The organism is Pseudomonas sp. BNK-30, assembly GCF_047456185.1.
Taxonomy (GTDB): Bacteria; Pseudomonadota; Gammaproteobacteria; order Pseudomonadales; family Pseudomonadaceae; genus Aquipseudomonas; species Aquipseudomonas putida_E.
The window spans coordinates 2,525,888-2,552,702 of the sequence record NZ_CP179904.1; the positions used below are offsets into that span (position 1 = coordinate 2,525,888).

Genomic DNA, 26,815 nt, shown 5'->3' on the forward strand with positions numbered 1-26,815 from the left:
GGAATCAACGATCGCCGAAGCGGCGGATCGTCAGAGGGTCGCCGGCACCGAGCAGGACCTTGGCCAGCAGGCCTTCAAGGGTCTTGAGTTCGTCAGGCTGCAGCACGCCGACCAGTTCGTTCATCGCCGCCGCGCCGATCTCGGGCAAGCGGTCGGCCAGGCGTTGGCCTTCGGCGGTCAGGGCCAGGCGTACCTGGCGACGGTCGTCGGCGCAGCGGTTGCGCAAGATCAGGCCCTTGTGCTCGAGGCGGTCGAGCATGCGGGTCATCGAGCCGCTGTCCAGGCCCAGGTAGCGGCACAGCTCGGCCGGCGTATCCACCTGGTACTGGGTGACGATGATCAACACTTTGAACTGCGCGGCGGTAACGCCTTCTGATTCGAGGTGCCAGTCGAGAATGCGGTCCTTGAGGATCGCCGCACGGCCCAGCAGCATGCCGATGGCGCAGGACTGGAAGTTTTGCGGGGTGAAATGGGACATCGGCAGCAGCTCGGGCAATTGTGTAAAAATATTACTGCCTAGGCAGCAAATGTCAAAGCTTTCATTAGGGGGCTATGGAAATAGCCCAGGACCATACGCCTGGTGGGTGCCGGGAAGGGTTCTCAAACGCTGGAAAATCCTGGCGAAACCGATCAAAATACACATAACTGATAGTCATTCGCCATTACCTTGGTTCTCGGGAGGCCCCTCGCAGGGGTAGAATGCGCAAAACCCGGAGCCGCAATGAACCAAGACCGCCTCAGTCCCAGCCCAGACGATGCCATCACCGACGCCGCCGCGCAGTGGTGCATGCGCCTGCACGCCGACGATTGCACCCAGGCCGAGCGTGAAACATTCGCACGCTGGTTGGCAGCGGACCCGCGCCACGCTGATGAATACCAGGCGATGCTGGAAATCTGGCAGACCGCCGACCTGCTGCCGCGCAACGCCACGGTCATCGATTTCAACCCACCTGTACGCACTATGGCGCGGCAACGCCGCCACTGGCGGCCCATGGCCTCGGCAGCAGCCATCGCCCTGCTGGTGTTGCCGCTGGCGGGCTGGGTTGGCTGGGAGCAGGGCTGGCTACCCAACCACTACCAGCACGTTGAAGCAGGCGACCAGGCGCGGACCGTGCAACTGAGCGACGGCAGCACGGTGGAGCTCAACCTCAACACCGAACTGACCTACTTCAACTACAAGGACCAGCGTCAGGTCACGCTCAAGCGAGGCGAGGCGTTCTTCAAGGTGCAGCATGACAGCACCCACCCCTTCATCGTCCGTGCCGGCCACGGCCAGACCCGGGTCACTGGCACCCAGTTCAACGTGTGGAAGTATCAGGACCAGGTCAAGGTCACCCTGGTACAGGGTTCGGTGCTGGTCAGCAGCGACGGCAGCACCGGCGGCTACCGCCTTGGCCCAGGCATGCAGGCCAGTTATCGCACCGGCGACTTCGAGCCGCAGTTGGCCCAGAGCGAAGACTATGGCAACAGCCTGGCCTGGCGCAGCGGCAAGCTGGTGCTCGACAACCTCAGCCTCGAACAGGCACTGCCAGTGATCAACCGCTACCTCGATGCGCCCCTGCTGCTGGCCGATGCCAGCACCGGCCGCATCCGCATCAGCGGCATCTACAACACCCGTGAAGTCAAGCGCCTGGTGGACAACCTGCCCAAGGTGCTGCCGGTGTACCTGACCCGCAGCAAGGACGGCAGCACCGTCCTCAACCGCATTTCCCCGCCGCCCGACAAGGGCTGATGCGCTAGAGCGTCATCGCCGCCAGCCAGCCAAACGCCATCAGTGGCAGGTTGTAGTGGATGAACGTCGGTACCACGGTGTCCCAGATATGGTGATGCTGGCCATCGACGTTGAGCCCCGAGGTTGGCCCAAGGGTCGAGTCCGATGCCGGCGAGCCTGCATCGCCCAGAGCACCGGCGGTGCCGACGATGCACACCGTGGCCAGCGGGTCGAAGCCCAGCTGCACGCACAGGGGCACGAAGATCGCCGCCAGAATCGGCACCGTCGAGAACGACGAACCGATGCCCATGGTCACCAGCAACCCCACCAACAGCATCAGCAAGGCACCCACGCCCTTGCTGTGGTCGATCCATTGCGCCGAGGTTTGTACCAGGCCGTTGACCTCGCCAGTAGCTTTGAGCACCTCGGCGAACCCCGAAGCTGCGATCATGATGAACCCGATCATGGCCATCATCTTCATGCCTTCGGTGAACAGGCCGTCGGTGTCTTTCCAGCGCACGATGCCCGACAGCGAGAAGATCAGGAAACCGACCATGGCGCCTATGATCATCGAGTCCAGCCACAGCTGGACGATGAACGCCGCAGCGATCGCCAGCCCCGCCACCAGCAGGGTCAGCGGGTTGTACTGCACGCTGGCCTGCTCGACCTGCTCGATGCGCGCCAGGTCATAGTCACGCTTCTTGCGGTAGCTGAAGAACACCGCCAGCAGCAAGCCGGCCAGCATGCCCGCCGCCGGAATGGCCATGGCATGGGTGACGTTGACACCGCTCACGTCCACGCCTGCGCGGGCAACGTTGGCCAGCAGGATCTCGTTGAGGAAGATGTTGCCAAACCCTACCGGCAGGAACATGTACGGCGTGATCAGGCCAAAGGTGATCACGCAGGCGATCAGCCGGCGGTCGATGCGCAGACGGGTCAGCACGTACAGCAGCGGCGGCACCAGCAGCGGGATGAAGGCGATGTGGATGGGCAGGATGTTCTGCGACGACACCGCCACCACCAGCATCAGGCCGATCAGCAGCCACTTGACCTTGCCGCCGCTGGCATGGCCCTGGCGGTCGATCATCGCCAGCGCACGGTCGGCCAGGGCGTGGGCCAGACCGGACTTGGCAATCGCCACGGCAAAGGCGCCGAGCAAGGCGTAGGACAACGCCACCGTGGCGCCACCGCCCAGGCCGCCGTTGAAGGCCTTGAGCGTGCCCTCGATGCCCAGGCCACCGACCAGGCCACCGGCCAGGGCGCCGATGATCAAGGCGATGACCACGTGCACGCGCGACAGGCTGAGTATCAGCATGATGCCTACCGCGGCAATCACTGCATTCATGGTTTGGCTTTCCTCGTAGCTGCAGACAAAAAGCGCGCACTCTGCAGCACTGGCGCACAGATGTCAAAAGCGCCAGGCGGCGGCGTATTACGCGGGCCGGCAAATTTAAATTGAATGTTTGAATAAAGAAAAAACCGGGGCCGCCGATATAGCAGAGGGATTGAGCCCCACCCAAGATCCAAAGCCAAACCCTTACCCTCAAAAAAGGGACGCCCCATGCCTTTGCGACAACTTTCCATCCAGTGGAAGATCACCCTGCTTGCCGGCCTGTGCCTGGCCAGCATCGTCACACTGCTCGTCGGCCTTTCGCTGTACCGCATGGACCACAGCTCGGACCTGGTCAAAGCCAGCAGCGAGAAGATGCTCAGTGAGGCAGCGCAGGCGCGCATCGAGTCGCAAGGCGAGGTCCAGGCCTTGAACATCAGCCGCCAGTTCATGGATGCCTACCAGTACGGCGCCGGGTTCGCCCGCCAGGTGCTGTTCCTGCGTGAACAGGCGGAAAAGCGCTTCCTGGATGCCTACGACCTGCGCGAAGACATGACCCGCCAGGTTCGTGCAGCCCTGCAGGCCAACCCCGACCTGCTGGGCCTGTCACTGGTGTTCGAACCCAATGCCCTGGACGGCAAGGACAGCCTCTTCACCGGCCAAGCCGAGCTTGGCAGCAACGAGACCGGCCGCTTCGCCCTGTACTGGTCGCAGCCGCGCGTGGGCCAGCTGACCGCCATGGCCCTGCCCGAGCACGACATGGCCAACACCGAGATCGGCCCCAGCGGCCAGCCCGCCAACACTTGGTGGGTGTGCCCGCGCAGCAGCGGCAAGGTCTGCGTGGTGGAGCCGTACTTCTACGACATCGACGGCCACCGCGTGCTGATGACCAGCATCGTGTTCCCGCTGGCGGTCAACGGCAAGGTGATCGCCACCTTGTCCATCGACATCAACCTCAACAGCCTGCAGGCCCTGAGCCAGGAAGCCAGCCGCAGCCTGTACGAGGGCCGCACCACGGTCGGCATTCTCAGCCCCGTGGGCCTGCTGGCCGGCTACAGTGCCGATGCCAGCAAGCTGGCCCAGCGTTTCGACCAGGTCGACACCAGCAAAGGCGCCGAACTGGTACGCAAGCTGGCCGAAGGTAAATTGAGCGTCCACCACGACCAGCAACGCCTCAAGGTACTCGCGGCGTTCCAGCCGATCCCTGGCGCCCAGCCATGGGGTGTGCTGCTGGATGTGCCGGAAAACGCCCTGACCGGGCCGGCCGAGGCGCTGAAACAAGAGCTCGACGCCCTGAACACCAGCGGCACCCTGTTGGAGCTGGGCCTTGGCCTGGGCGCTGCGATTGCCGGCCTGCTGCTGGTGTGGCTGATGGCCCGTGGCGTGACCCGGCCGATCCTCGGGGTGGCGGCCATGCTCAAGGACATCGCCAGTGGTGAAGGCGACCTCACCCGCCGCCTGACCTATGACAAACAGGACGAGCTCGGCGAACTGGCCGGCTGGTTCAACCGCTTCCTGGACAAACTGCAGCCGACCATCGCCGAGGTCAAACGCTCGGTGCAGGCGGCCCGCAGCACCGCCGACCAGTCCTCGGCGATTGCCACGCAAACCAGCGCCGGCATGGAACAGCAATACCGCCAGGTCGACCAGGCGGCCACCGCCTCGCACGAAATGAGCGCCACGGCCCAGGATGTCGCCCGCAGCGCCGCACAGGCTGCACAGGCCGCCCGTGAAGCAGACCAGGCGACCCGCGAAGGCCTGGCGGTGATCGACCGCACCACCCGCAGCATCGACACACTGGCAGCAGACATGAGCCATGCGATGGCCGAGGTCGAAGGGCTGGCCCACAACAGCGAGAAGATCGGCTCGGTGCTGGAGGTGATCCGCTCGATCGCCGAGCAGACCAACCTGCTGGCACTCAATGCCGCCATCGAAGCCGCCCGTGCCGGTGAGGCCGGCCGTGGCTTCGCCGTGGTCGCCGATGAAGTGCGCAACCTGGCCCAGCGCACCCAGGAGTCGGTGGAAGAAACCCGCCAGGTCATCGAAGCCCTGCAGGCCGGCACCCGCGAGGTGGTCGGCGCCATGGACAACAGCCACCGCCAGGCCCAGGGCGGTGTGGAGCAGGTCGGCCAGGCCGTCACCGCGCTGCAGCGCATCGGCCAGGCCGTGACCGTGATCACCGACATGAACCTGCAGATCGCCTCCGCCGCCGAAGAACAGAGCGCAGTGGCCGAAGAGATCAACAGCAATGTCGCGACCATCCGCGATGTCACCGAGTCGTTGTCCGGGCAGGCCAACGAGTCGGCGCGGGTCAGCCAGTCGCTCAACAGCCTGGCCAACCAGCAGCAGGGGTTGATGGACCAGTTCCGCGTCTGACGGGTGCTTCTCATCACTGGCATGGCTACGCAAACATTCCAGCGATGAGGCCTGCAACAGCTGACATGCAGCGGGGTGCCTGTGGCCGGGTTGCCGGCGACAGGATCGGGCTGCATGAGGTGAGTGAATGTCAGGTCCGATCACCTCCATGATCATCCCCGACATCATGATTGACCCCATCATCAGCACCATGCCCTACGCCGTGGGCCTCACCCACACCATGACTGGCTTCGTGATTCGCTTCATGGTTGGCCCCATCATCCGCCCCGTTGCGGCCACTTTCACCGCGACCTGAGCTAGCATGACCGCCGCCATCACCGCTGTGGCCGCTACCGCCGTGGCCTGCGCCACTGCCACCGCTGCCGCCTCCATGCCCCCCACCGCCGTGACCGCCGCCTCCGTGACCTCCCCCACCGCCGTGGCCACCACCACCGCTACCCCCACCGTGGCCGCCACCACCGCCACCACCACCACCACCACCACCACCACCATCCTTCGCATACGCATTCGAAGTATTGCCGATAGTGTCAGGCACCAATACCGCCGAAGCCGACAACACAGCCCCGATGGCCAAAGCCAACAAGCATTTCCTGAGCATGATGATCCTCCGCTTGGAGTTGCACAGATTGCTTGCGGCAACCTGTGTTTTGCGGCCCCCCATGGGGCGACCTGCCAAACCAGCGCGACCATCCATCAGCAGCGGTGAACGTGATCCTTCAGGGCCTGCTGGCCTAATGTTGCAGAATGTTTCTCAAGTAGTGAGCGTAGCCGGCTGCCGGGTTTCTTGCCCGCGATCCATCCAAATGCTAAACGCCAGAATGGGCGTAACACCAAGGCTGCAAGGCCTCGGTAACGGCCGTCTCGCCGGGGACCGAATCGGTGCCTAGGTGGGGGTGCATGGCCGCTACTGCCCATTGCGCTTTACGCTTGACCGAAGAAGTGCCGTGGTTGACGATCGGCTCTTCCCGGAAAAGGACTACAGCATGCTACGGATATTGGGCAGGGATTCTTCCATCAACGTGCGCAAGGTCCTCTGGGCCTGCATCGAGTTCGATATTCCCTTCGAGCGCGAAGACTGGGGCGCAGGCTTCCAGCCCACCGACACGCCCGCCTTCCTGGCCCTGAACCCCAACGCCATGGTCCCGGTGATTCAGGACGGCGACTTCACGCTGTGGGAGTCCAACACCATCATCCGCTACCTGGCCACGCGTTATGGCGATGCGCCGGTGTACCCCACCGAGGCCACGGTCAGGGCCAGGGTGGATCAATGGATCGACTGGCAGGCCTCGGACCTGAACCGCTCGTGGAGCTATGCGTTCATGTCGCTGGTGCGTCACTCACCCGCGCACCAGGATGCCCAGGCGCTGGCCGCCGGGTGCGCAGACTGGTCGCGCCATATGCGAATCCTCGAGCAGCAGTTGGCTGCGACCGGTGCTTATGTGGCCGGTGACAGCTTTACGCTGGCCGATATCCCCATCGGGCTTTCGGTCAATCGCTGGTTCGAAACGCCCTTCGAGCACCCTCACCTGCCGGCGGTGCGGGATTACTACCAACGGTTGAGCGAGCGTGCAGGCTTCCTGGCCCATGGGCGCAACGGGATGGCGTAGGGGTAGCGTCAACCACGAGGGCCAGGCCGGCGTAACGGCTGAAGCTCGACAGGCACCGGCTTCGCCGGTGAGCGCCGGCAAGCCGGCACACACACGAGGTACGGCGCCGGCCATAAGGCATGGCATCCAACCCGTTTCACCACCTTGCGGGGCACTGGCTTATCCAATTTCTACAGCTGACGCCACTCCTGTAGGAGCCGGCTTGCCGGCGATCACCGGCAAAGCCGGTGCCATACACCGCAGCGCCTGCATCACCAGCAAGGGCGATGCTGCATTCTGCCGCAGGATATCGGACATACTTGCTTTGCCAGGCCGTGGTATGGCCGCAGACTGCGCGAAGCTGACAACACAGGATGCTGCTGCGCAGGGAACGTCTGCCCTGCTGCGCCCTCCCACAGTAATGCAGGGCGAACGGCGCGCTGCCCATTCATGTTTGGAGAACAGGCTCAGATGAAAAAGATCCTGATGGTGCTGACATCCCACGATCAGTTGGGCGATACCGGCAAAAAAACCGGCTTCTGGCTGGAGGAGTTCGCCGCACCTTACTACGTGTTCATCGACGCCAACGCAGACGTCACGCTCGCCTCGCCCAAAGGCGGGCAGCCGCCGCTGGACCCCAAGAGCGACGAGGACGATGCGCAAACCGATGCGACCCGGCGTTTTCGCAGTGACACCGAGGGGCAGATGGCATTGGCCGACACAGTACCGCTGAGCGAAATCGACCCTTACGACTTCGACGCCGTGTTTTATCCCGGTGGCCATGGGCCGCTGTGGGACCTGGCCGAGGACAAGGACTCCAAGACGCTGCTCGAAGCCTTCTATGCGTCCAACAAACCGATTGCCGCCGTGTGCCATGCGCCGGGTGTGTTCAAGAACGTCAACGCGCCAGACGGCCATCCTGTGGTCAAGGGCAAGAAAGTGACCGGGTTCGCCAACAGCGAGGAAGACGCGGTCGGGCTGACCGATGTAGTGCCATTTCTGGTCGAGGACATGCTCAAGCGCAATGGCGGTGAGTATTCCAAGGGCCCGGACTGGGCAAGCCATGTGGTCGAGGACGGGCACCTGATCACCGGGCAGAACCCGGCATCGTCCGAGGCGGTGGCCACGGCGCTGCTCAAGCGCCTGGCAAGCGAATAGGGCCGCTGCACCATGACGCTGAACGCACTCATCTGCGGCGCCAGCCAGGGCATCGGCCTGGCGCTTTGTAAACAGCTGCTGGCACGCGATGACATGGCGCGGGTGTGGGCGGTGTCGCGCCAGGCCAGGGGCAGCGAAGCCCTGGCCGCGCTCGCCGCTGCACATGGCGAGCGCCTGGTGTGCATCGATTGCGACGCCCGCAACGAACAGTCCCTTGAAGCACTGGCCCGTGAGGTCGGCCGCACCTGCACGCACCTTGATCTGGTCATAAGCACCTTGGGCATTCTGCAGCGCGACGGTGCCAAGGCGGAAAAGGCCCTGGCCCAACTCGACCTGGCTGGCCTGCAGGCCAGCTTCGCGACCAACGCGTTCGCGCCGGTGCTGCTGCTCAAGCACCTGCTGGCGCTGCTGCGCAAGCAGCCCTGCACCTTTGCCGCGCTGTCGGCCAGGGTCGGGTCCATCGGCGACAATCGCCTGGGCGGCTGGTACAGCTACCGCGCCAGCAAGGCCGCGTTGAACCAGTTGCTGCATACGGCAAGCATCGAACTCAAACGCATCAACCCAGCTTCCACGGTGCTGGTGCTGCACCCCGGCACCACCGATACGCAGCTTTCCCAACCGTTTCAGGCCAATGTGCCCGCCGAGCAATTGTTTGAACCTGCGTTCGCGGCGCAGTGCATCCTGGAGCAGATTGGCCGGCTTGGGCCGGCGGACAGTGGCAGCTTCTGGGCGTGGGACGGTCAGCCGATCACCTGGTGATGTTGCCAAGGTTGAAGACAGTGACGGGTGCATGGCTCGGGTGTTCTGGCGCTCGATCCAGACAGCGCTGAAAACCCCGCCCCATGCACCTGACAGGGCACTGCTCAATCCGCGAAGTTGATCACCATCCGACCCTTGATCTTACCTGCCAGCATCTCTTCGAAAATGTCGTTGATGTCTTCGATCGGCCGCAGCGTCACCTTCGGCACCACCTTGCCTTGCGCGGCAAATTCAAAGGCTTCAGCCAGGTCCTGGCGGGTACCGACCAGTGACCCGACCACTTCGATGCCATCGAGCACCAACCGCGGAATATCCAGGCTCATGGCCTCCGGCGGCAGCCCGACAGCCACCAGCCGGCCACCGGCACGCAGCGCATCGACTGCAGAGTTGAACGCGCTTTTCGACACCGCCGTCACCACGGCCGCATGCGCGCCACCGGTTTGCGCCTGGATGACTTTGGCTACATCCTCACGGCGCGCATTGACCACCAGGTCGGCGCCCATTTCACGGGCGAACGCCAGTTGCTCATCATTCACATCGATCGCGATGACCCGGGCGTTGAAGACATTCTTCGCATACTGCAGGGCCAGGTTGCCCAGCCCACCGAGGCCGTAAACCGCAATCCACTGCCCGGGGCGGATGTTGGACGATTTCACCGCTTTGTAGGTGGTCACACCGGCGCAGGTGATGCTGCTGGCGGCAGCCGAGTCGAGCCCCTCGGGCACCTTTACCGCGTAGTCGGCCACCACGATGCACGCCTCTGCCATGCCGCCGTCGACGGTATAGCCCGAGTTCTTCACCTCACGGCACAGCGTTTCGTTACCGCTGTTGCAGTACTCGCAGTGCCCACAGCCCTGGAAGAACCACGCCACGCTGGCCCGGTCGCCCGGCTTGAGCGAAGTGACGCCCGGCCCTACCTCCACCACCACGCCAATCCCTTCGTGGCCGAGGATCACACCGGTCTTGTCACCGAAATCGCCATTCTTGACGTGCAGGTCGGTGTGGCACACGCCACAGCACTGCATCTTCAGCAACGCTTCACCGTGCGCAAGCGGGCGCAGGGTTTTTTCCACCACGTCCACACGGCGCCCTTTTGCAACAACTGCAGCTTTCATGAATGCCTCCTTGATTACTTGAGTGAGCTTGAGTTGAAGGGTTCAGCATAGTGGTGGTTTGGCCGCAGGACTTGCTGCAGGTCAGGGTCTGAGACGGTAGGTGCCCGGGTTTGCTAGGATTCGAGCCTAGCCTGCTGACAAGGCGCCCCTGCACCATCACCAGGAAGCCCGCCATGCCCTACCCCATCGAACAGAAACTCGTCGTCGGCGTCGCCTCAAGTGCACTGTTCGACCTGACCGTCTCGGACGATATCTACCAGACAGATGGCGTGGAAGCCTACCGCCTACACCAGGAAGCCAACCTCGACGTGCCCTTCCCCAAAGGTGTGGCATTCCCCTTCATCCGCCGCTTCCTGAGCATCAACAAGGCCTTCCCGGAGCAGTTGCCGGTAGAAGTGGTGCTGCTGTCGCGCAACTCACCCGAAACCGGCCTGCGGGTGTTCCGCTCCATCGCCCATTACGGCCTGGATATCACCCGTGCCGCATTCATGTCCGGCCGCTCGCCCTACGAATACATCCCCGCCTTCAACGCCTCGCTGTTTCTCAGCGCCCACGAAGGCGACGTGCAGCGTGCCATCGACGCCGACTACCCCGCCGGCCTGGTGCTGCCGAGCAAGATCTATGATGACGAGATCGACACCGAATTGCGGGTGGCCTTCGACTTCGATGGGGTGATTGCCGATGACGAAGCGGAGAGCGTGTACAAAGAGCGCCAGGACCTGAATGAATTCCAGGCCCATGAACATGCGCACAAGGCCATTCCGCACCAGCCGGGGCCGTTGGCGGACCTGTATCGCAAGCTTTCGCTGATTCGCACGCTCGAAGATCAGAAGCTGGTGCAGGACCCGGCATACAAACGCATCCTGCGTATCGCCATCGTCACCGCGCGCAATGCCCCGTCACATGAACGGGTGGTGACGACCTTGAAGGACTGGGGTGTTTCACCGGATGAATCGTTCTTTCTTGGGGGAATGGAGAAGAGCCGCGTGCTGTCGATTCTCAAACCACACATGTTCTTCGATGACCAGCGCAGCCATCTGATGTCGGCGGCAGGGGATTTGCCGATGGTGCATGTGCCGTTTGGGGTAGCCAACAAAACGCTAGAGCGGCGCCCGAGCGAGGTGGTCAACACGACCACGGCACGCTTGAAGATGGGTTGAAAGCGCCGCTTCAGCCACTTCAATCGAACGCCCCGTTCACCACCTCATAAATGATCCCCGTGGCGACAGCTACCAGGATCAGGTCAACCCCGGCCTGCATCCACTCGTATCCGTCGTAATGAGGCAACTGCCCAAGCAGCCGGCCATCGAGCTTCTTGGCGATACCAGGCGGCAGTGGCTTGCCGCGCGCCAGGTTTTTCTGGATGCCCGGCGGTAATGCTGGGCCCGGGCTCCAATAGCTGCGGTGGCCACCCAGAATGCCCAGCACATCCCCCCGGTCGATCGACGGCCCGCCATGCCAGTCATCGCTACCCGAGCCACCCTTTTTGCCGCCAGCGTTGCCTTGCCCTTGGGCATGCGGGGCCTGCCCCTTGCCTTGCCCATGCCCCTTATCGTTGCCATTACCGTTGCCTTTGCCGTTACCCGGGTCGGCGAGCGCAGCGCCCGACGCCGCGAGCAATGCCACTGACGTTACAGCGGCAATCAGAGCGTTCAACTTGGCCATGAGAGCATCCTTTGCGGTGTAGAGGTTTGTTGAAATGTAGACGACATTGCAATCATCGATAGCAGGCCAGCGCGCCTGGGAAGCTCAGCACATGGCGCCTACAACGTGGTAGGCATGCCGCGCCGGTCCAGCTCGAACACCTTGGTGCGCTGCAGGCAATCGCGCAACCACAGGGCAGCCCTGCCCGGCCGGCGCTGCTGATGCCAAAGCAGGTCGACGCCGACCAACCAGTCGGTGTGCGGATAGGCCTGCAGCTGCAACTCGATCAGCTCACCGGCACCCAGCTCCCGCTGCACCAACTGCCGTGGCAGGGTCGCCCAACCCAGGCCACCGCGCACCATTTCCACCAGCGCCAGGTAGCTCTCGGCCTGCCAGAGCTGCGCGGTACGCAAGTATTCGCTGCTGGGCAGCTTTTGCGCGTGGGCGAAGAAGGCCAGGCGGCGGTGGGCGTGCAGGTCGGCGAAGGTGCAGGTTTGCAGTTGCGCCAGCGGGTGGGTGGCGTGGCAGACATGAGCCATGATCAGTTTGCCCAGCTGCTGGAAGGCCAATGCAGGCGGGTAGCCCGGCTGGGAAAAAGCGATGCCAAGGTCTGCCTCACCCTTAAGCACCATTTCGCTGACATCGCCGTGCACCGGGTGGCGAATCAGCAAGTCGACGAAGGGGAACGCCTGATCGAACGCTTTGAACACCGGGATCAGTGACCCATACGGCACCTCGATGGCGAGCGTGAGCGCAGGCTCGGCCTGCTGCGCCAGGTTGTCGGCGCTGCCCTCCAGGGCATAGCAACGCTCAAGGATGCCCTCGGCCCGCAGCAGCAGTTTATGCCCGGCGGCGGTCAATGCCGGAATGCGGCTGCTGCGGTCGAACAACTCCACGCCCAGGTCGGTTTCCAGGTTGCTGATTGCAGCGCTGACGGTGGACTGGGTACGCCCCAGGCGCCGCGCCGCTGCCGAAAACGAGCCCGCCTGTACTGCGGCGACGAACACCTGCAATTGCTCCAGCGAAAAGCGCATCCCAACCCCCTGCCCTGCCACATGATCCATCGATGCTAACGATGGTTATTCATTTGTTCCATCGTTCATTTCGCCGGATCATCGGCCTCGACCACGCTTGCAGCTGCCCTGTTCGAACCCTGCGCTGCGTGTCACTCCAGGCGCCGAAAACAACGAAAAGAGCCGCACCTTCAGGAGATTCACGCCATGAGCCCAAGCAAGGTCCACGCTGTAGACGAAGTATTACCGCTGCGGCAACTGTTCACCTTTGGCCTGCAGCACGTGCTGGTGATGTATGCCGGCGCGGTCGCGGTGCCTCTCATCCTCGGCAGCGCACTGGGCCTGACCCAGGCGCAGGTCGTGACGCTGATCAACGCCAACCTGTTCACCTCGGGCATCGCCACACTGATCCAGACCCTAGGTTTCTGGCGCTTCGGGGCGCGCCTGCCGTTGATCCAAGGCTGCTCGTTCATCGCGCTGGCACCGATGATCATGATCGGCAAGCAGTTCGGCCTTCAGGAGGTGTTTGGCGCCGTGATTGCCGCCGGCGCCATCACCATCGGCCTCGCGCCGCTGTTCAGCCGACTGCTGCGCTTCTTCCCACCGGTGGTGATCGGCAGCCTGATCACCATCATCGGTATCTCGCTGATGCCCGCAGCGGCCATCTGGCTGGGTGGCGGCGACCCGGGGGCGCCGGACTTCGGCAACCCCGCCAACCTGCTGCTGGGCATGGCGACGGTCGCCATCACGCTGCTGGTGTATGCGCGCTTTTCGGGCTTTATCGGCAACCTCAGCGTGCTGATCGGCCTGCTGTGCGGCAGCCTGCTGGCCGCAGCCTTTGGCATGACGCACTTCGGCAAGGTCAGCGAAGCCGCCTGGTTCGAGCTGAGCCCACCCATGGCCTTCGGTGCGCCGCAGTTCTCCACTACGCCAATCCTCATCATGGTGCTGGCGATGCTGGTGATCATGGCCGAAACCACGGGTAACTGCCTGGCCATCGGCAAACTGGTCGGCAAGCCCACAGATACCAGCACACTAGGCAACGCTTTCCGGGCAGACGGCCTGTCGACGATGCTCGGCGGGCTGTTCAACAGTTTCCCGTACAACGCCTTCACCCAGAACACCGGGCTGATCGCGCTTTCCAACGTCAAGAGCCGCTTCGTGGTCGCCGCTGCCGGCGCAATCATGGTGCTGATGGGGCTGTTTCCTAAACTGGGCGCGCTGATCGCCGCCGTGCCCACGCCGGTGCTGGGCGGGTGCGCCATCGTCATGTTCGGCATGACCACGGTGGCCGGTATCCAGGCGCTTTCACGCGTGCCTTTCGAAGGTACCCGCAACGGCATCATCGTCGCCGTTTCGATCAGCGTCGGCGTGTTGCCAATGTCGTTCCCGGCGCTTTTCCATCACCTGAGCGGCCCGCTCAAGCTGGTGCTGGAGAGCGGCATTTTCCTCGGCGCGATCACGGCGATCACGCTCAACCTGCTGCTCAATGACGACAAGACCACAGACCCGGACCGCGCCGATGCCAGCGTGGCCAAGTGAGCCCTTTTACCCCTGCCTATCCCCAGGAGCATCCATGACCACTCCCTACACGCCAGTTGCCACCGACCTGTCCGCCCTCGACCTGGACCTGCTACGCCAGTCGATGCGCCTGGCAGAGCAGTCCAAAGCTCGCGGTCGCCACCCCTTCGCGGCCATCGTCGCCGATGCCGAAGGCCGGGTGATCGCCAGCGCTGGCAACAACTCCATGCCGCCCGAAGGCGACCCCACCCAACACGCCGAACTGGTCGCTGCGGCCCTGGCAGCCAAGGCCCTGCCGCCCGAAGCACTGGCCAACTGCACGCTCTACACCAGCGCCGAACCCTGCTGCATGTGCGCCGGTGCCGTGTACTGGACCGGTATTGGCCGGGTGGTGTATGCGCTGTCGGAACATACGCTGCTCGGGCTGACCGGGGACCACCCGGAAAATCCGACGTTTTCCTTGCCGTGCCGTGAGGTGTTCGCCCGTGGTCAGCGTGATGTGATCGTGCACGGCCCGCTGTTGGAGGACGAAGCAGCGGCTGCGCACAAGGGGTTCTGGAAATGAGCATGGCCGCACACTGAGCCCAAGAAGTGCCAGGCAGGGTCACCGAACTGCCTGGCACCTTGAACCGCCTGCAGGCAGCTTACTGCGGTTGGCGGTTACGTTTGGCCAGCAATGCCCGTGCGGCCACAGCAGCCACCACCAGGCCTGGTGAAGCCGCCAGTAGCACCCCGCCTACGCCCGTCCCTGCGGCCAGGATCTGCCCCGCCGCCAACGGCCCGGCCATCGAACCCAAGCGCCCGATGGCAACCGAAGCGCCCACCCCAGTGGCCCGCACCTGGGTCGAATACAGGGTCGGCGCCAGTGCGTACAGCACCAGTTGGCCGCCGATGGCGCAGTAGCCGGCAATGAACCCGGCCACCAGCATGAAGGCAAAGCTCGTCGACAGGCCCAACCCCGCCAGCGCCGCCAGCATGCCGATGTACGCAATGAACACTGCGCGGCGGGCGTGGCCCTTGTCCATCATCCGCCCGGTCAGGAACGAGCCCGCCGCACCGCCGAGGTTGAACAGGATCTGCACCGTGCCTGCCTGTGGGCGGCTGAAACCTTGCCCGATCAACAACGACGGCAACCAGTTGAGCAGCATGTACAACACGGTCAGGGTAAAGAAGCACGCCACCCACAGCAGCAGGGTGCGGCTTGCATGCCCCGGCCCGAACAGCTGGGCCAGCATGCCTTGGCCGGCAACCTTCTCACCGGTTTGAGCACGAAACGCCTGGGACTCTTTCAGCCATACCACCAGCACCAGAGCGATGACGATCGGTGCGATACCACCCACGTAGAACACCACACGCCAGTCTTCGCCCAACGGCGCCATGCCGATGATCGAAGCGATGGCGCCGCCCAGGGGCACGCCACAATACGTGATGCTCACCGCGGTGCTGCGCAGCCGCTCGGGCGCCGCTTCACTGGCCAGGGCGATCAGGATGGGCAACGCGGCACCCAGGCCCAGGCCCGTCATCAGTCGAGCGACCAGCAGCGAGGCGTAGCTGTCGGCCAGGGCGGTACCGAGCGAAAAGCCGCCGAACAACAGCACCGCCACGATGAGGATGTTCTTGCGGCCCAGCCGGTCGGCAAGCCAACCGCCGATGAATGCACCGGGCAGCAACCCCAGCAGCCCTGCACTGAACACCCAGCCAAGCATCGCCGGCGTCAGCGCGAACGCCTTGGCCATGTGCGGTGCGGCGATGCCGGTAGCCTGAAGGTCGAGGCCTTCGAGCAATGCCACGAGAAAACACAGGCCGATGGTAAGCACCGGCTTGCTTGAAGAAGGGGATGAATCACGCATGGGTAAGCCCTTTTGTTGTTATGCGTTGGGTTAGGATCAAAGCCTGAACGTGGCACGTAACGAGATGAACGAAGAATCTTCCCCTCCGGCGTCCTTGATGGCGGAACTGACGTCGTAGTACTTCAGGTCGACGTCCAGGGTCAGGTTGGGTGTTGCCAGCCAACGGGTGTTGGCACGGTAGATGGTGCCCACATGGCGCCCGGTGCCACGGGTATTGGCCAACATACTCATGCCGGGCATGTACACACCGTCTTCTGCACGCTGCTTCCACACTTCGAAGACGCCCGGTTCGAAGCGCAAGGTACGCCAAGGTGAAAAGCCGAACGTCGGCCCCACCACGATGATGTTGCTCAAGGTGGTCAGGCTGGCCTCACCATAAACGCCGTTGCGCGGGAACAGCGGGTCGAAGGTGTTGACCTTGCCATCGCCCAGCTCGCGGTCCCCGCTGGCGGCGTCGATGCGCATGCCCAGCCGGGGCTGCCAGGCGTGCGCGAAGGTGTAGCCGGTATCGCTGGACAGCGCCCAGGCACGAATCGAGGCATTGCCCAGGTGCCCGGTCTGCCCGGCCAGGTTCCAGCTCCAGTCCAGCGCCTGCTGGCGGCCAAACACCCGCGTGCCAAAGGTATAGCGTTGCTCGTCGCCCGCTTCACCGGCCAGGCTGCGGTCATCGGTTTCAAGGCCGAAGGCGAACAGGTCGATGTTCCAGGCCGCCGTCAGCGGCAAGGTGCCATACAGGCCATAGAACTTGACTGCATTGTTGCTGCCATCGTCCCAGCTGTCCTCGCCGGTCTTGAGCGGCCGAAACGCGAAGGCGTCGAGCTTGCGGCCGTCCTTGAGGTTGAGGCTGGCGCGCACGCCGTCGAAGCTCAAGCGGATGTTGGGCGAGTCCCGGTAGGTGACCCAAGCCTGGTCGCCAAGCCCCATCTCCTGGCGGCCGATGCGGGTGGTGTAACGCCCCTGGGCAAAATCATGGTTGAAATCGACGAAGGCCTGGCGCACTTCATTGCGGCTTTCATCATTTGGGGAGTACAGGTCCTTGCCGAACGCCCGGGTGTTCTCCACCTGGACGAAGGTGCGCACAGCATCATCGAACAGATGCAGGTCGGCGTGCGCCTGCAAGCGCTGCATCAAATAGGAGTCGTCGTTCAACCCGCGCAAGCCGAAAAAAGGCTTGTTGAATACATCGGCCCGGTAACGGGCTTCGGCCCCCAGCTGCAGCCAGGCCGACTCGGACAAGCGATGGTAGCGCACCCCATCGAATGGGTCGCTGGCCTTGGCCGGGGCATCCAGGAACCGATAGTCCTCAACCCAGCGAGGCGCGCCGGGCCGGCCTGGCCGGCTCTGTTCAAGCGGACTGGCCGCCTGCACGCATTGGCCTATCGAAAGCAGTACAACGGGCACCCACCACCGGTTCAACGGCCTGGTCATCAGAATTTCCCTTTACTTGTTTTTATGAAATTGGATAACTCTGTTAACGATTATTTTTGTTAACCATCTTGCCGTCAATAGGGTGATTGAAACTACCTGATATCAGGCAGATCCAGCGTTCGTTTATCGAACGTTTTTTTCACAGGCGCCTGCGCAGCCGTAGAAATGGCCGTTACCATGGACGTTGCGGGCTCTCTACCTTGCGGGCACGCCGCCACGACTCTAATCAAAACAAAAAGAGCATCCCCATGAACTGCCTCAAACCTCTTGCCGCTCTCGGCTTGCTCATGCTCGGCGCAAGCCAGGCCATGGCCACGCCAACCGTTAAACAACCAAACATTCTGCTGATCGTCGCCGATGACCTCGGCTTCTCGGACCTGTCGGCCCTGGGCAGCGAAATCCAGACGCCCAACCTGGACAAACTGCTGACCGACGGCCGCCTGATGCTGGACTTCCATGCCGCGCCAAGCTGCTCCCCTACCCGCGCCATGCTGATGTCTGGCAACGACCCGCACCTGGCCGGGCTGGGCATGATGGCCGAAGCACGCAAACGCTTGCCGGCCGGCGCTCAGGTGCGCGCCGGTTACGAAGGGGTCCTGGGCAGCAATGTCGCCACCCTGGCAGAACTGCTGCACGATGCTGGCTACCGCACCTACATCTCCGGCAAATGGCACCTGGGCATGCAGCCCGCGCAGCAGCCCCAGAACCGTGGTTTCGACCAGGCCTACGTGCTGCTCGAAGGGGGCGCCGCGCATTTCAAGCAGGCCAACATGGCGCTGCAGCCCAACTACAGCTCGACCTTCCGCCACAATGGCGAGCCCATCGAACTGCCCGACGACTTCTACTCCACGACCTGGTTCACCGACCGCCTCATCGCCGCCATCGACGACGGCAAGGCCAGCAACAAACCCTTCTTTGCCTTTGCCGCCTACACCGCGCCGCACTGGCCCTTGCAGGCACCGGATGAATACCTGGCGCAATACCGCGGCCGCTACGACCAAGGTTATGAGGTGATTGCCCGCGAGCGCCTGGCGCGTCAGCGCAAGGCCGGGCTGGTGCCAGCGGACTTCCCGCTGGAGCCGCAACTGGAGGGCGTACCGGGCTGGGCATCACTGACAAAACAGCAGCAACAGCAATCGGCGCGCACCATGGAGGTCTACGCGGCCATGGTGGCGGCCCTGGATGCCGAGGTCGGGCGCCTGGTCGACCACCTGCGCAAAACCGGTGAACTGGACAACACACTGGTGCTGTTCATGTCCGACAACGGGCCGGAAAATGCCACCCGCGTCGACCCCAACTGGATCAAGGAAAACTTCGATACCCGCCTGGCCAACTACGGGCGGCGTGATTCGTTCCTGATGATCGGCTCGGCCTGGGCCCAGGTCAGCGCCCTGCCCAGCCGCCGCTACAAGATGACCACCTACCAGGGCGGCATCCGCGTGCCCGCCTTCGTTTACCACCCGGCCACCATCAAGGCCGGGCGCAGCGATGAACTGGCCAGTGTCAGGGACATCATGCCGACGCTGCTGCAACTGGCCGGCGCGCCGATGCCCGGCATCAACTACCGCGACCGCGCCATCGTTCCGCCGCAGGGCACCTCGGCGCTGGACTACCTGCAAGGCAAGGACACCCGGATCCACGCCCATGACGAGGCCCTGGGCTGGGAAATCAACGGCAGCGCCTCGTTGCGCAAAGGGCCGATGAAACTGCTGTGGGATGCCACCGATGGCACCCCGGCCTGGCACCTGTACGACCTGAGCAACGACCCTGGCGAGCACCATGACATCGCAGCCGCACACCCCCGGCAGGTGAGCGACCTGCTGCGCGACTGGAAGGCCTATGCCCAACGCAGCAATATCGCCATCGACGCTGACGGGCGCCCGGCAAGCCCCGCCATGCCCCTGGCCAGCAAGCCATGATTGCGCGGGTAGCCGGTTGCGCGTTGGTCGCCGCCGGCTTACTCGCCGTGGCCTACGGCGCCTGGCCACAAGCCCCGGCGCCGGTACTGCTGTGCGAGGGCTACAGCGGCTTGCCCGCCAGGCACGATGGCATGGTGCACGTGCCGGGCGGCGCGTTCATCTTCGGTTCCGACCGTTTCTACGATGAAGAAGGCCCGCCACACGCGGCAAAGGTGTCGGGCTTCTGGGTCGACAGGCACCCGGTCACCAACGCCCAGTTCGCCCGGTTCGTGGCAGTTACCGGTTACCTTACACAGGCCGAACGGGGCATCAGCGCCGAGGTGGACCCCACCCTGCCCGACACGCTGCGCGTGCCGGGCGCAATGGTGTTCCAGCAGGGGCCGAAGGTGCTCAACCCGGGCTGGCAGTTTGTGCCAGGGGCCAGCTGGCGACACCCGCAGGGCCCTGGCAGTGACCTGGCAGGGCTTGAAAACCACCCGGTGGTGCAAGTGACACTGGAAGATGCACAAGCCTACGCGCGCTGGGCTGGCCGTGCCCTGCCCAGCGAAGCGCAACTGGAATACGCCATGCGTGGCGGGCTGGAAGATGCCGACTTCAGTTGGGGCAAGACTGAGCTGCCCAAGGGCAAGCTGATGGCCAACACCTGGCAGGGCCAGTTCCCCTACAACAACACGGCCGCTGACGGCTTCACCGGTACCTCACCGGTGGGCTGCTTCCCGGCCAACCGGTTCGGCGTGTTCGATGCGGGGGGCAATGTCTGGGAGCTGACCCGCACCGGTTATCGCCCGGGCCACGATGCGCAACGCGACGCGGCCTTGGACCCGCCCGGCCCCGCCTTGAGCGAAAGCTACGACCCCGCCGAGCCGGGCATACCGGTGGCGGTGATCAAAGGCGGCTCGCACCTGTGCTCGGCAGACCTGTGCATGCGTTACCGGCCCTCGGCGCGCCAGCCTCAGCCGGCCTTTATCGCGACCTCGCACGTGGGGTTCAGAACGGTTCGCCAATGAACGGCAATGGGCAGGCGGCCGCCTCGACGGCTGCCACCTGCCGGTCGAAGTCTGGCAGCAGATAGTTGAAAAAGAAGGTGGCGCTTTCGTGCTTCTCGCGCCGTAGCGACGCATCGGCCGGCAACGCCTCGAGGCAGCGAACGGTGCGGGCCCAGGCAAAGGCCTGCAGTGCCGTGGCGCACAACTGCAGGAACGCCCCGGCCGCGCGGTAGGGGTATTCCGGGCCGTGCGCAGCACTACGCTCGACCTCGGCAACCACCCCTTGCAACCGGTCGCAGACCATACCGAGCGCCTCGGCAGCGCCGCCCTGGCCGGCCCCGGCCTCGGCACGCAGCTCGCCCAGCAGCAGCGCAAAGCCTTCACCACTATCGCCCAGCACTTTGCGCAACAACAGGTCGTTGGCCTGAATTTCGTTGGTGCCTTCGTAGATCATCGCAATCCGGCTGTCGCGCAGCACCTGCTCGATGGGGAATTCGCAGGTGTAGCCATAGCCGCCAAACACCTGCAGCGCTTTGCTCGACAGGCTGAAACCATAGTCGGTGAACGCCGCCTTGATGATCGGCGTCAGCAACGCCGCCAGGGTCGACGCTTTGGCACGCTGGGCAGGGTCATTAGAGGCGTCGGCCACATCCAGCCAGTGCGCCGTCCAGTATCCCAGGCTGCGCATGCCTTCGGTGCGCACCCGCAACTCCAGTAGCGTCAGGCGCATGGCGGGGTGCAGGTGGATGGGGTCGGCAGCGGCGCCCGGCGAATGCCCGGGGGCGCGCATCTGGCGACGCTCCAGTGCGTAGTCACGGGCCAGTTGCCAAGCCGCTTCGGCGTGCCCCAACCCTTGCAGGCCGACGTGCAACCTGGCGGAATTCATCATCACGAACATGGCCGCCAGGCCACCGTGCGCCTGCCCCACCAGCCAGCCCTTGGCCCCCTCGAAGCGCAGCGCACAGGTGGCGCTGCCGCGAATGCCCAGTTTGTGCTCAAGGCCATCGCACTGCACCCCGTTGCCCACACCGCCCTCCAACCCGTTGGGCACCAGCAGCAATGACAGCCCACGGCTGCCTGCCGGTGCATCGGGCAAACGCGCCAGCACCAGGTGCAGGATGTCGCGGGTCAGGTCGTGGTCGCCCCCGGAAATGAACAGCTTGTTGCCGGTGACCGCGTAGCTGCCGTCGCCCAGCGGTTCGGCACGACAGCGCAGCAAGGCAAGGTCACTGCCGGCCTGCGGCTCGGTCAGGCACATGGTGGGCAGGCTTGCGCCGCTGACGATGCCGGGCAGGTAACGCGCCTGCAATTGGTCGCTGCCATGGGCCTTAAGGCACAGGTAGGCGCCATGGGCGATGCCGGTGTACATGGCCCAGCCATGGTTGCTGGCAAAGAGCATCTCCTGAACCGCCGCATCCAGCACCAACGGCAAGCCCTGGCCGCCGAACCGGGGCTCACAGGCCAGCGCCGGCCAGCCGCCGTCCACGTAAGCCCGATAGGCCGCCGCAAAGCCGTCCGGTGTGCGCACCCTGCCCTGCTCCAGGCGGCAGCCCTGGCGGTCGCCCGGTGCATTCAACGGCGCCAGTGCCTGTTCGCTGAAGCGGGCGGCCTCCTGCAGCACTTGCAGGGCCAGCTCGAGATCGACGTCGGCGTAGGCTGGCAGGTGCTGCCACTCCTGTTCGGCCCTAAGCCAATGCTCCAGCACGAATTGCATGTCCTGCAGGGGAGCCTTCCAAGCCATGGGAGTCCTCGGATTCAAGCCGCGAAGTGGGGGTTTTCGATCAGCACCGCCATGCCTTGGCCGCCGCCGATGCAGGCCGCAGCGATGCCATAACGCAGGTTGCCCTGGCGCAACTGACGGGCCAGGGTGTGCACCAGGCGCAGGCCGGTGGCAGCCAAGGGGTGGCCCAGGGCGATGGCACCGCCATGCACGTTGAGTTTTTCCACATCCAGTTGCAGCGCTTGGGCCACTGCCAGTACCTGGGCGGCTTGCGCTTCGTTGATTTCGAAGCGGTCGATCTGCTCCAGGCGCAGGCCACTGCGTTCGAGCAGCAAGGCAATGGCCGGGGCCGGCCCAATGCCCATGGTGCTGGGGGGCACGCCCACGGCCGTGGCCATCAGCAAGCGTGCCAACGGTGGCTGGGTGCACGCGGAAAAACGCGTCACCAACGCCGCCGCCGCGCCATCGACCACTGCACAACTGTTGCCGGCGGTTTGCACGCCACCGGCGTGCACCGCACGCAGGCGGGCCAGCGCTGTGGCATCGGTCGGCCGCGGGTGGCTGTCGTGGCTGACGTGGGCCACGCCGCGTGGCAGTTCGATGCCACGTGGCAGGCAGCCTTCAGCACTGAAAGCCTCTGCCGTGACCTCGACGATTTCCTCGTCGAACCAGCCCTGCTGCTGGGCTTGCAGCGCACGCTGATGGCTGCGCAGCGCCCAAGCATCCACGGTCTCTCGGCCAAGGCCATGCGCGCGTGCCAGGTTTTCTGCGGTACCGATCATGTCCACCCCGGCAGCCGGGTCGTACAGCGCCTCCCAGAGAAAATCCTTGAACCCTACCGGCGCGCCAAGGCGAAAGCCGCCACGGTGTTCATACGCCGCGATCGGGTTGCGCGACATCGACTCGGCGCCCACGCACAGCACCTGCTGCACACCACTGCGCAACTGCTCCCCGGCCTGGCGCAGCAGCTCGAGACCGGTGCCGCAGATGCGCTGCACTGCCAGCGCGGGCACGGCTTGCGGCACCCCGCAGTACAGCCCGACATGGCGCGGCAGCAGGTACGCATCGAAACTGGCCTGGGCCATGCTGCCGGCCAGCACGCTGTCCACCGCCTGCGGGCTGATGCCGGCGCGCGCCAGCACCGCCCGCCCGGCCTTGATGCCCAGGTCGATCGGTGAAACCGCGGCGAGCGCACCGCCGAGGTCGACCCACGGCGTGCGCACCATCTGCACGATGGCCACATCGTCGAACACAGTGCACAGCCCGGCGCTGCTCACGGGCGCGCCTGCGCGGGCAGCACGGTTGGGTCTTCGCCACGGTACAGCGCCTCTACCTTGTCAGCCCGGCGCTGCAACACCGCACGCTGGTTGATCGAGCCTTTGTCGGTGATCTCCCCGGCGTCGATCGATGGCGGCTCTACCAGCAGTGACAACCATTCGATCCGGCTGGCGTTGCCCTGGGCGTCACGGTTCAGGCGCTCCAGCCAAGCGGCGAACCAGCTGCGCACCGCGCCGCTGCCGAGCACTTCGGCATCGCTGGCCGCAGCCGGTAGCCCGGCCAGTTGCCGGCATTCGGGCAGACGCGGGAACACCAGGATGCCCAGGCATTCGCGGTCCGGCGCAGCCACCACGATGTCCTGCACATAGGGTGAGCCTTCGAGCACCGCACGGTTACGCAGCGGCCCGACACTGACGAACACCCCCGACGACAACTTGAAGTCTTCGGCAATACGCCCATCGAACATCAGGCCCTGTTCGGGCTGCTGCGCATCGGCGAGCTTCAAGGCATCGCCCGAGCAGTAAAAGCCCTCGTCATCGAACGCCTCGGCCGTTTGCTGCGGCGAACGCCAGTAGCCGGGCATGATGTGCGGGCCGCGAAAGCGCGCCTCCAGCTTGCCGTCCAGCGGCACCAGCTTCACTTCGCACCCCGGTGCCGGCAAGCCCACGTAGCCTGCCAGCGACAATGGCCCGGTGGTGAACGTGCAGGATGGCGCCGCTTCGGTCATGCCAAGGCCAGCCATCATGCGGATACGCTCGCCACAGTGCTGCTCGGCAATGCGGTCCAGGCGGTCCCACACGCTTTGTGAAAGCCCGGCTGCGGCGAAGAAGAACAGCTTCATGCGGGCAAAGAACACTTCACGCAACTGTGCGTCCTGCTCCAGCGCCTTGACCAGTTCTTCCCAGCCCTTGGGCACGGTCAGGTAGGCTGTGGGGGAAATCTCGCGCAGGTTGCGCAAGGTTTCGCCGAAGCCTTGCGGGGTGGGCTTGCCGGCGTCCAGGTAGAAGCTGCCGCCGTTGTACAGCACGATGCCCAGGTTGTGGCTGCCGCCGAAGGTGTGGTTCCACGGCAGCCAGTCCACCAGCACCGGCGGCTCTTCTGCGAACACCGGGAAGGTCTGCAACAGCATCTGCTGGTTGGCGCACAGCATGCGTTGGGTGGTGACGACCGCCTTGGGCAGCTTGGTGGAGCCGGAGGTGAAGAGGAACTTGGCGATGGTGTCGGGCCCGGTGGCGGCAAACGCCGCATCGGCTGGTGCAAGGTCGCCCGGCTGCAGCAGGCTGTCGAAGCTCAGGTGCCGGCGGCCGGCGGCCTGGCCGCGCACGCTCACCACCGCCACCGATGGGTCCAGCACGGCGTCGAAGGCACGCTGGAACGGCTGGGTGTCGGTGGCGAACACCAACCCCGGCGTCAGTACCTCGCACACATGCCGCAGCTTGGCAAAGTCCTGGGACAGTAGCGCGTAGGCCGGCGACACCGGGCAATACGGGATGCCGGCGTACATGGCGCCCAAGGCGATCTGCAGGTGCTCGATATCGTTGCCGGAAAAAAGCGCCAGCGGCCGCTCGGCGCTCAGGCCAAAGCCCAGCAGGTTGGCGGCGATGGTACGTACCTGCACGAGCATCTGCGCGTAGGTGATTGTGCGCCAGGCACCGTCGGGCTGACGCGCGGCAATGAAGGTGGTGTCCGGGCGCTGTGCGGCCCAGTGCAGCAGCCGGTCAAGCAGGCGCGCCGGCAGCGGCGCCAGGGGCTCGACGGCCTGCATGCGCAGGATGCCGTCGGCCTCGCTGAACTGCACCTGGGGATGCCCGATGGACACCTGCCGGTAGCGCGGGCTTTGACCAGGGGCGGTCGCCCCTGTGCGGGCTTGGTTATTCACGCAGGTTGCTCCTTGTTATTGTTGTACAGCCTGCCGCCGCCCGGCGGTGCGGGCGGCGGCCGATGGTGCGCGTTGCCTAGATGGGGTAATGCCTGGGGCCATGCTGGAGGGTGACCCAGCGCAGCTGGGTGAATTGATCGATGGCGGTGCGGCTGCCGAAGCTGCCGTAGCCGCTGGCCTTGACCCCACCGAAGGGCATCTGCGCCTCGTCATGCACGGTCGGGCCGTTGATGTGGCAGATACCCGACTCCACACGCTGGGCCAAGGCCAGCGCACGGCTGGTGTCGCGGCTGAAGATGGCCGACGACAAACCGAACTCGGAGTCGTTGGCCAGCGTCAGCAAGGCTTCATCGCCCTCGGCGCGCAGCACCACTGCCACCGGCCCGAAGGACTCTTCGTGGTACAGGCGCATGCTTGCGTCGACGTTGTCCAACAGGGTGGGCTGCAAAATGCTGCCGTCCAGCTGGCCGCCGCATACCAGGCGTGCGCCCTTGGCCACGGCATCGTCGATCAGCGCCTTGATGCGCTCGCCGGCCGCACCGCTGACCAGCGAACCGAGCACCGACGTGCTCACCTGCGGGTCACCTGCGCGCAGCCCGCCGACCTTGGCCGCCAGCTTGTCGACGAAGGTGTCGGCGATGCGGTTGTCGACCACCAGGCGCTCGGTGGACATGCAGATCTGGCCCTGGTTGAAGTAGGCCCCAAACGCTGCAGCTTCGACGGCGGCGTCCAGGTCGGCGTCATCGAGCACCAACAGCGGCGCCTTGCCGCCCAGTTCGAGCAAGGCAGGTTTCAGGTGCCGTGCAGCCAGCTCGCCGACAATGCGCCCCACCTGGGTGGAGCCGGTGAAATTGACGCGGCGCACCGCAGGGTTGGCGATCAGCCGCTCGACGATGGCGGGCGCATCGGCCGGGTCATTGCTGATCACATTGACCACGCCATCGCCCAAGCCTGCATCGTGGAGCACCTGGCCGATCAATCGGTGCACCGCCGGGCTGACCTCGGAGGCCTTGAGCACTACGGTGTTGCCACAGGCCAGCGGCATGGCGATGGCCCGCGTGGCGAGGATCACCGGGGCGTTCCACGGCGCGATGCCCAGCACCACACCGCACGGGGCGCGCAGGGCCATGGCGAAGCTGCCGGGCACATCCGAGGGGATGACCTCACCGGTAATCTGCGTGGTCATGGCCGCAGCTTCGCGCAGCATGTTGGCGGCCAGCTTCACGTTGAAGCCATACCAGTTGGCCATGGCCCCGGTTTCGCCGGCCGCGGCGATGAACTCGGCAGCCCGCGCCTGCAGCAGGTCGGCGCCGGCCAGCAAGCGGCTGCGCCGCTCACCGGGCGCCAGCGCGGCCCAGGCCGGGAACGCTGCGCTGGCGGCGGCCACCGCGGCATCGGCATCGGCCAGCGTGGCGGCAGCGGCTTGCGACACCACCTCACCGGTGACCGGGTTGCAACGCTGGAAGGTTCGTCCATCGCTGGCGGGGCGCGACTGCCCGCCAATCAGCAAAGGCACCTGCAACATGCTCATCCCTCTTGTTG

Annotated in this window: 23 protein-coding genes and 1 pseudogene; 13 read left to right on the top strand and 11 right to left on the bottom strand. The window is 64.7% G+C overall.

The window, feature by feature from the left end:
* Nucleotides 1-4: 4 nt before the first annotated feature.
* Nucleotides 5-478, bottom strand: coding sequence for a MarR family winged helix-turn-helix transcriptional regulator (locus ACMGGN_RS11805; protein WP_039603231.1), 474 nt, complete (start codon nt 476-478; stop codon nt 5-7).
* Nucleotides 479-721: 243 nt separating this feature from the next.
* Between ACMGGN_RS11805 and ACMGGN_RS11810 the strand changes: the two genes are divergently transcribed.
* Complete coding sequence (locus tag ACMGGN_RS11810; protein ID WP_177010267.1) at nt 722-1,732, top strand: FecR family protein; 1,011 nt, start codon at nt 722-724, stop codon at nt 1,730-1,732.
* 4 nt (nt 1,733-1,736) lie between these two features.
* Here the strand turns inward: ACMGGN_RS11810 and ACMGGN_RS11815 are convergent, their stop codons facing one another.
* A complete protein-coding gene (locus ACMGGN_RS11815; RefSeq protein ID WP_125922854.1) occupies nt 1,737-3,056 on the bottom strand; it encodes a Na+/H+ antiporter family protein in 1,320 nt (439 codons plus the stop codon).
* A 537-nt stretch (nt 3,057-3,593) separates the two neighbouring features.
* Between ACMGGN_RS11815 and ACMGGN_RS11820 the strand changes: the two are divergent.
* From ACMGGN_RS11820 to ACMGGN_RS11850, 7 genes and pseudogenes are all read left to right on the top strand, one after another.
* Nucleotides 3,594-4,559, top strand: a pseudogene (locus ACMGGN_RS11820) (HAMP domain-containing protein); the annotation flags it as partial.
* Between the two features lie 102 nt (nt 4,560-4,661).
* Complete coding sequence (locus tag ACMGGN_RS11825) at nt 4,662-5,417, top strand: methyl-accepting chemotaxis protein (protein ID WP_371316831.1); 756 nt, start codon at nt 4,662-4,664, stop codon at nt 5,415-5,417.
* A 127-nt stretch (nt 5,418-5,544) separates the two neighbouring features.
* Nucleotides 5,545-5,712 carry a hypothetical protein gene (locus ACMGGN_RS11830; protein WP_158621119.1) on the top strand — a complete coding sequence of 56 codons (168 nt, stop codon included), beginning with the start codon at nt 5,545-5,547 and terminating at the stop codon, nt 5,710-5,712.
* Nucleotides 5,713-5,718: 6 nt separating this feature from the next.
* Nucleotides 5,719-6,123, top strand: coding sequence for a hypothetical protein (locus ACMGGN_RS11835; RefSeq protein WP_414156794.1), 405 nt, complete (start codon nt 5,719-5,721; stop codon nt 6,121-6,123).
* Between the two features lie 277 nt (nt 6,124-6,400).
* Nucleotides 6,401-7,024 (top strand): glutathione S-transferase family protein, encoded by a 624-nt coding sequence (locus ACMGGN_RS11840; RefSeq protein ID WP_119688739.1) that lies wholly within the window; start codon nt 6,401-6,403, stop codon nt 7,022-7,024.
* Nucleotides 7,025-7,474: 450 nt separating this feature from the next.
* Nucleotides 7,475-8,161, top strand: coding sequence for a type 1 glutamine amidotransferase domain-containing protein (locus ACMGGN_RS11845; RefSeq protein ID WP_012313957.1), 687 nt, complete (start codon nt 7,475-7,477; stop codon nt 8,159-8,161).
* Nucleotides 8,162-8,173: 12 nt separating this feature from the next.
* Nucleotides 8,174-8,920: an SDR family NAD(P)-dependent oxidoreductase gene (locus ACMGGN_RS11850; RefSeq protein WP_251962333.1), complete on the top strand. Its 747-nt coding sequence runs from the start codon at nt 8,174-8,176 to the stop codon at nt 8,918-8,920.
* Nucleotides 8,921-9,024: 104 nt separating this feature from the next.
* Here ACMGGN_RS11850 and adhP read toward each other — a convergent pair whose 3' ends face one another.
* A complete protein-coding gene (gene adhP, locus ACMGGN_RS11855) occupies nt 9,025-10,035 on the bottom strand; it encodes an alcohol dehydrogenase AdhP (protein ID WP_414156795.1) in 1,011 nt (336 codons plus the stop codon).
* 173 nt (nt 10,036-10,208) lie between these two features.
* On the opposite strand from adhP, the gene ACMGGN_RS11860 reads away from it, so the two are divergent.
* Nucleotides 10,209-11,195 (top strand): 5'-nucleotidase, encoded by a 987-nt coding sequence (locus ACMGGN_RS11860; RefSeq protein WP_046785633.1) that lies wholly within the window; start codon nt 10,209-10,211, stop codon nt 11,193-11,195.
* Nucleotides 11,196-11,214: 19 nt separating this feature from the next.
* On the opposite strand, the gene ACMGGN_RS11865 is transcribed toward ACMGGN_RS11860, so the two are convergent.
* Nucleotides 11,215-11,700: an anti-virulence regulator CigR family protein gene (locus ACMGGN_RS11865; protein ID WP_115275191.1), complete on the bottom strand. Its 486-nt coding sequence runs from the start codon at nt 11,698-11,700 to the stop codon at nt 11,215-11,217.
* 98 nt (nt 11,701-11,798) lie between these two features.
* Entirely contained in the window at nt 11,799-12,713 is a 915-nt protein-coding gene (locus tag ACMGGN_RS11870; protein WP_125924833.1) for a LysR family transcriptional regulator, read from the bottom strand.
* 186 nt (nt 12,714-12,899) lie between these two features.
* Here ACMGGN_RS11870 and ACMGGN_RS11875 point away from each other — a divergent pair, with 186 nt between their 5' ends.
* Nucleotides 12,900-14,234, top strand: a complete 1,335-nt coding sequence (locus ACMGGN_RS11875; protein ID WP_237860501.1) for a nucleobase:cation symporter-2 family protein — start codon at nt 12,900-12,902, stop codon at nt 14,232-14,234.
* A gap of 34 nt (nt 14,235-14,268) precedes the next feature.
* On the top strand, nt 14,269-14,778 hold the full coding sequence (locus tag ACMGGN_RS11880) for a nucleoside deaminase (protein WP_115275193.1): 510 nt from the start codon (nt 14,269-14,271) through the stop codon (nt 14,776-14,778).
* A 79-nt stretch (nt 14,779-14,857) separates the two neighbouring features.
* Here the strand turns inward: ACMGGN_RS11880 and mhpT are convergent, their stop codons facing one another.
* A complete protein-coding gene (gene mhpT, locus ACMGGN_RS11885; protein WP_046785637.1) occupies nt 14,858-16,063 on the bottom strand; it encodes a 3-(3-hydroxy-phenyl)propionate transporter MhpT in 1,206 nt (401 codons plus the stop codon).
* A gap of 36 nt (nt 16,064-16,099) precedes the next feature.
* A complete protein-coding gene (locus ACMGGN_RS11890) occupies nt 16,100-17,491 on the bottom strand; it encodes an alginate export family protein (RefSeq protein WP_119688731.1) in 1,392 nt (463 codons plus the stop codon).
* A gap of 248 nt (nt 17,492-17,739) precedes the next feature.
* On the opposite strand from ACMGGN_RS11890, the gene ACMGGN_RS11895 reads away from it, so the two are divergent.
* Nucleotides 17,740-19,410, top strand: coding sequence for an arylsulfatase (locus ACMGGN_RS11895; RefSeq protein ID WP_414156796.1), 1,671 nt, complete (start codon nt 17,740-17,742; stop codon nt 19,408-19,410).
* Complete coding sequence (locus ACMGGN_RS11900; RefSeq protein ID WP_414156797.1) at nt 19,407-20,417, top strand: formylglycine-generating enzyme family protein; 1,011 nt, start codon at nt 19,407-19,409, stop codon at nt 20,415-20,417. The genes ACMGGN_RS11895 and ACMGGN_RS11900 overlap by 4 nt, the downstream gene beginning before the upstream one ends.
* Here ACMGGN_RS11900 and ACMGGN_RS11905 read toward each other — a convergent pair.
* The 4 genes from ACMGGN_RS11905 to ACMGGN_RS11920 form a co-directional block, all read right to left on the bottom strand.
* On the bottom strand, nt 20,398-22,137 hold the full coding sequence (locus ACMGGN_RS11905; protein ID WP_414156798.1) for an acyl-CoA dehydrogenase family protein: 1,740 nt from the start codon (nt 22,135-22,137) through the stop codon (nt 20,398-20,400). The genes ACMGGN_RS11900 and ACMGGN_RS11905 overlap by 20 nt on opposite strands.
* A 14-nt stretch (nt 22,138-22,151) precedes the next feature.
* The gene (locus tag ACMGGN_RS11910) at nt 22,152-23,393 is read right to left on the bottom strand and encodes a thiolase family protein (protein ID WP_237860495.1); all 1,242 of its coding nucleotides are present in this window, start codon (nt 23,391-23,393) and stop codon (nt 22,152-22,154) included.
* Nucleotides 23,390-25,273, bottom strand: coding sequence for a feruloyl-CoA synthase (locus ACMGGN_RS11915; protein ID WP_119688726.1), 1,884 nt, complete (start codon nt 25,271-25,273; stop codon nt 23,390-23,392). The genes ACMGGN_RS11910 and ACMGGN_RS11915 overlap by 4 nt, the downstream gene beginning before the upstream one ends.
* 76 nt (nt 25,274-25,349) lie before the next feature.
* Entirely contained in the window at nt 25,350-26,798 is a 1,449-nt protein-coding gene (locus tag ACMGGN_RS11920) for an aldehyde dehydrogenase (RefSeq protein WP_174141728.1), read from the bottom strand.
* Nucleotides 26,799-26,815 lie beyond the last annotated feature (17 nt).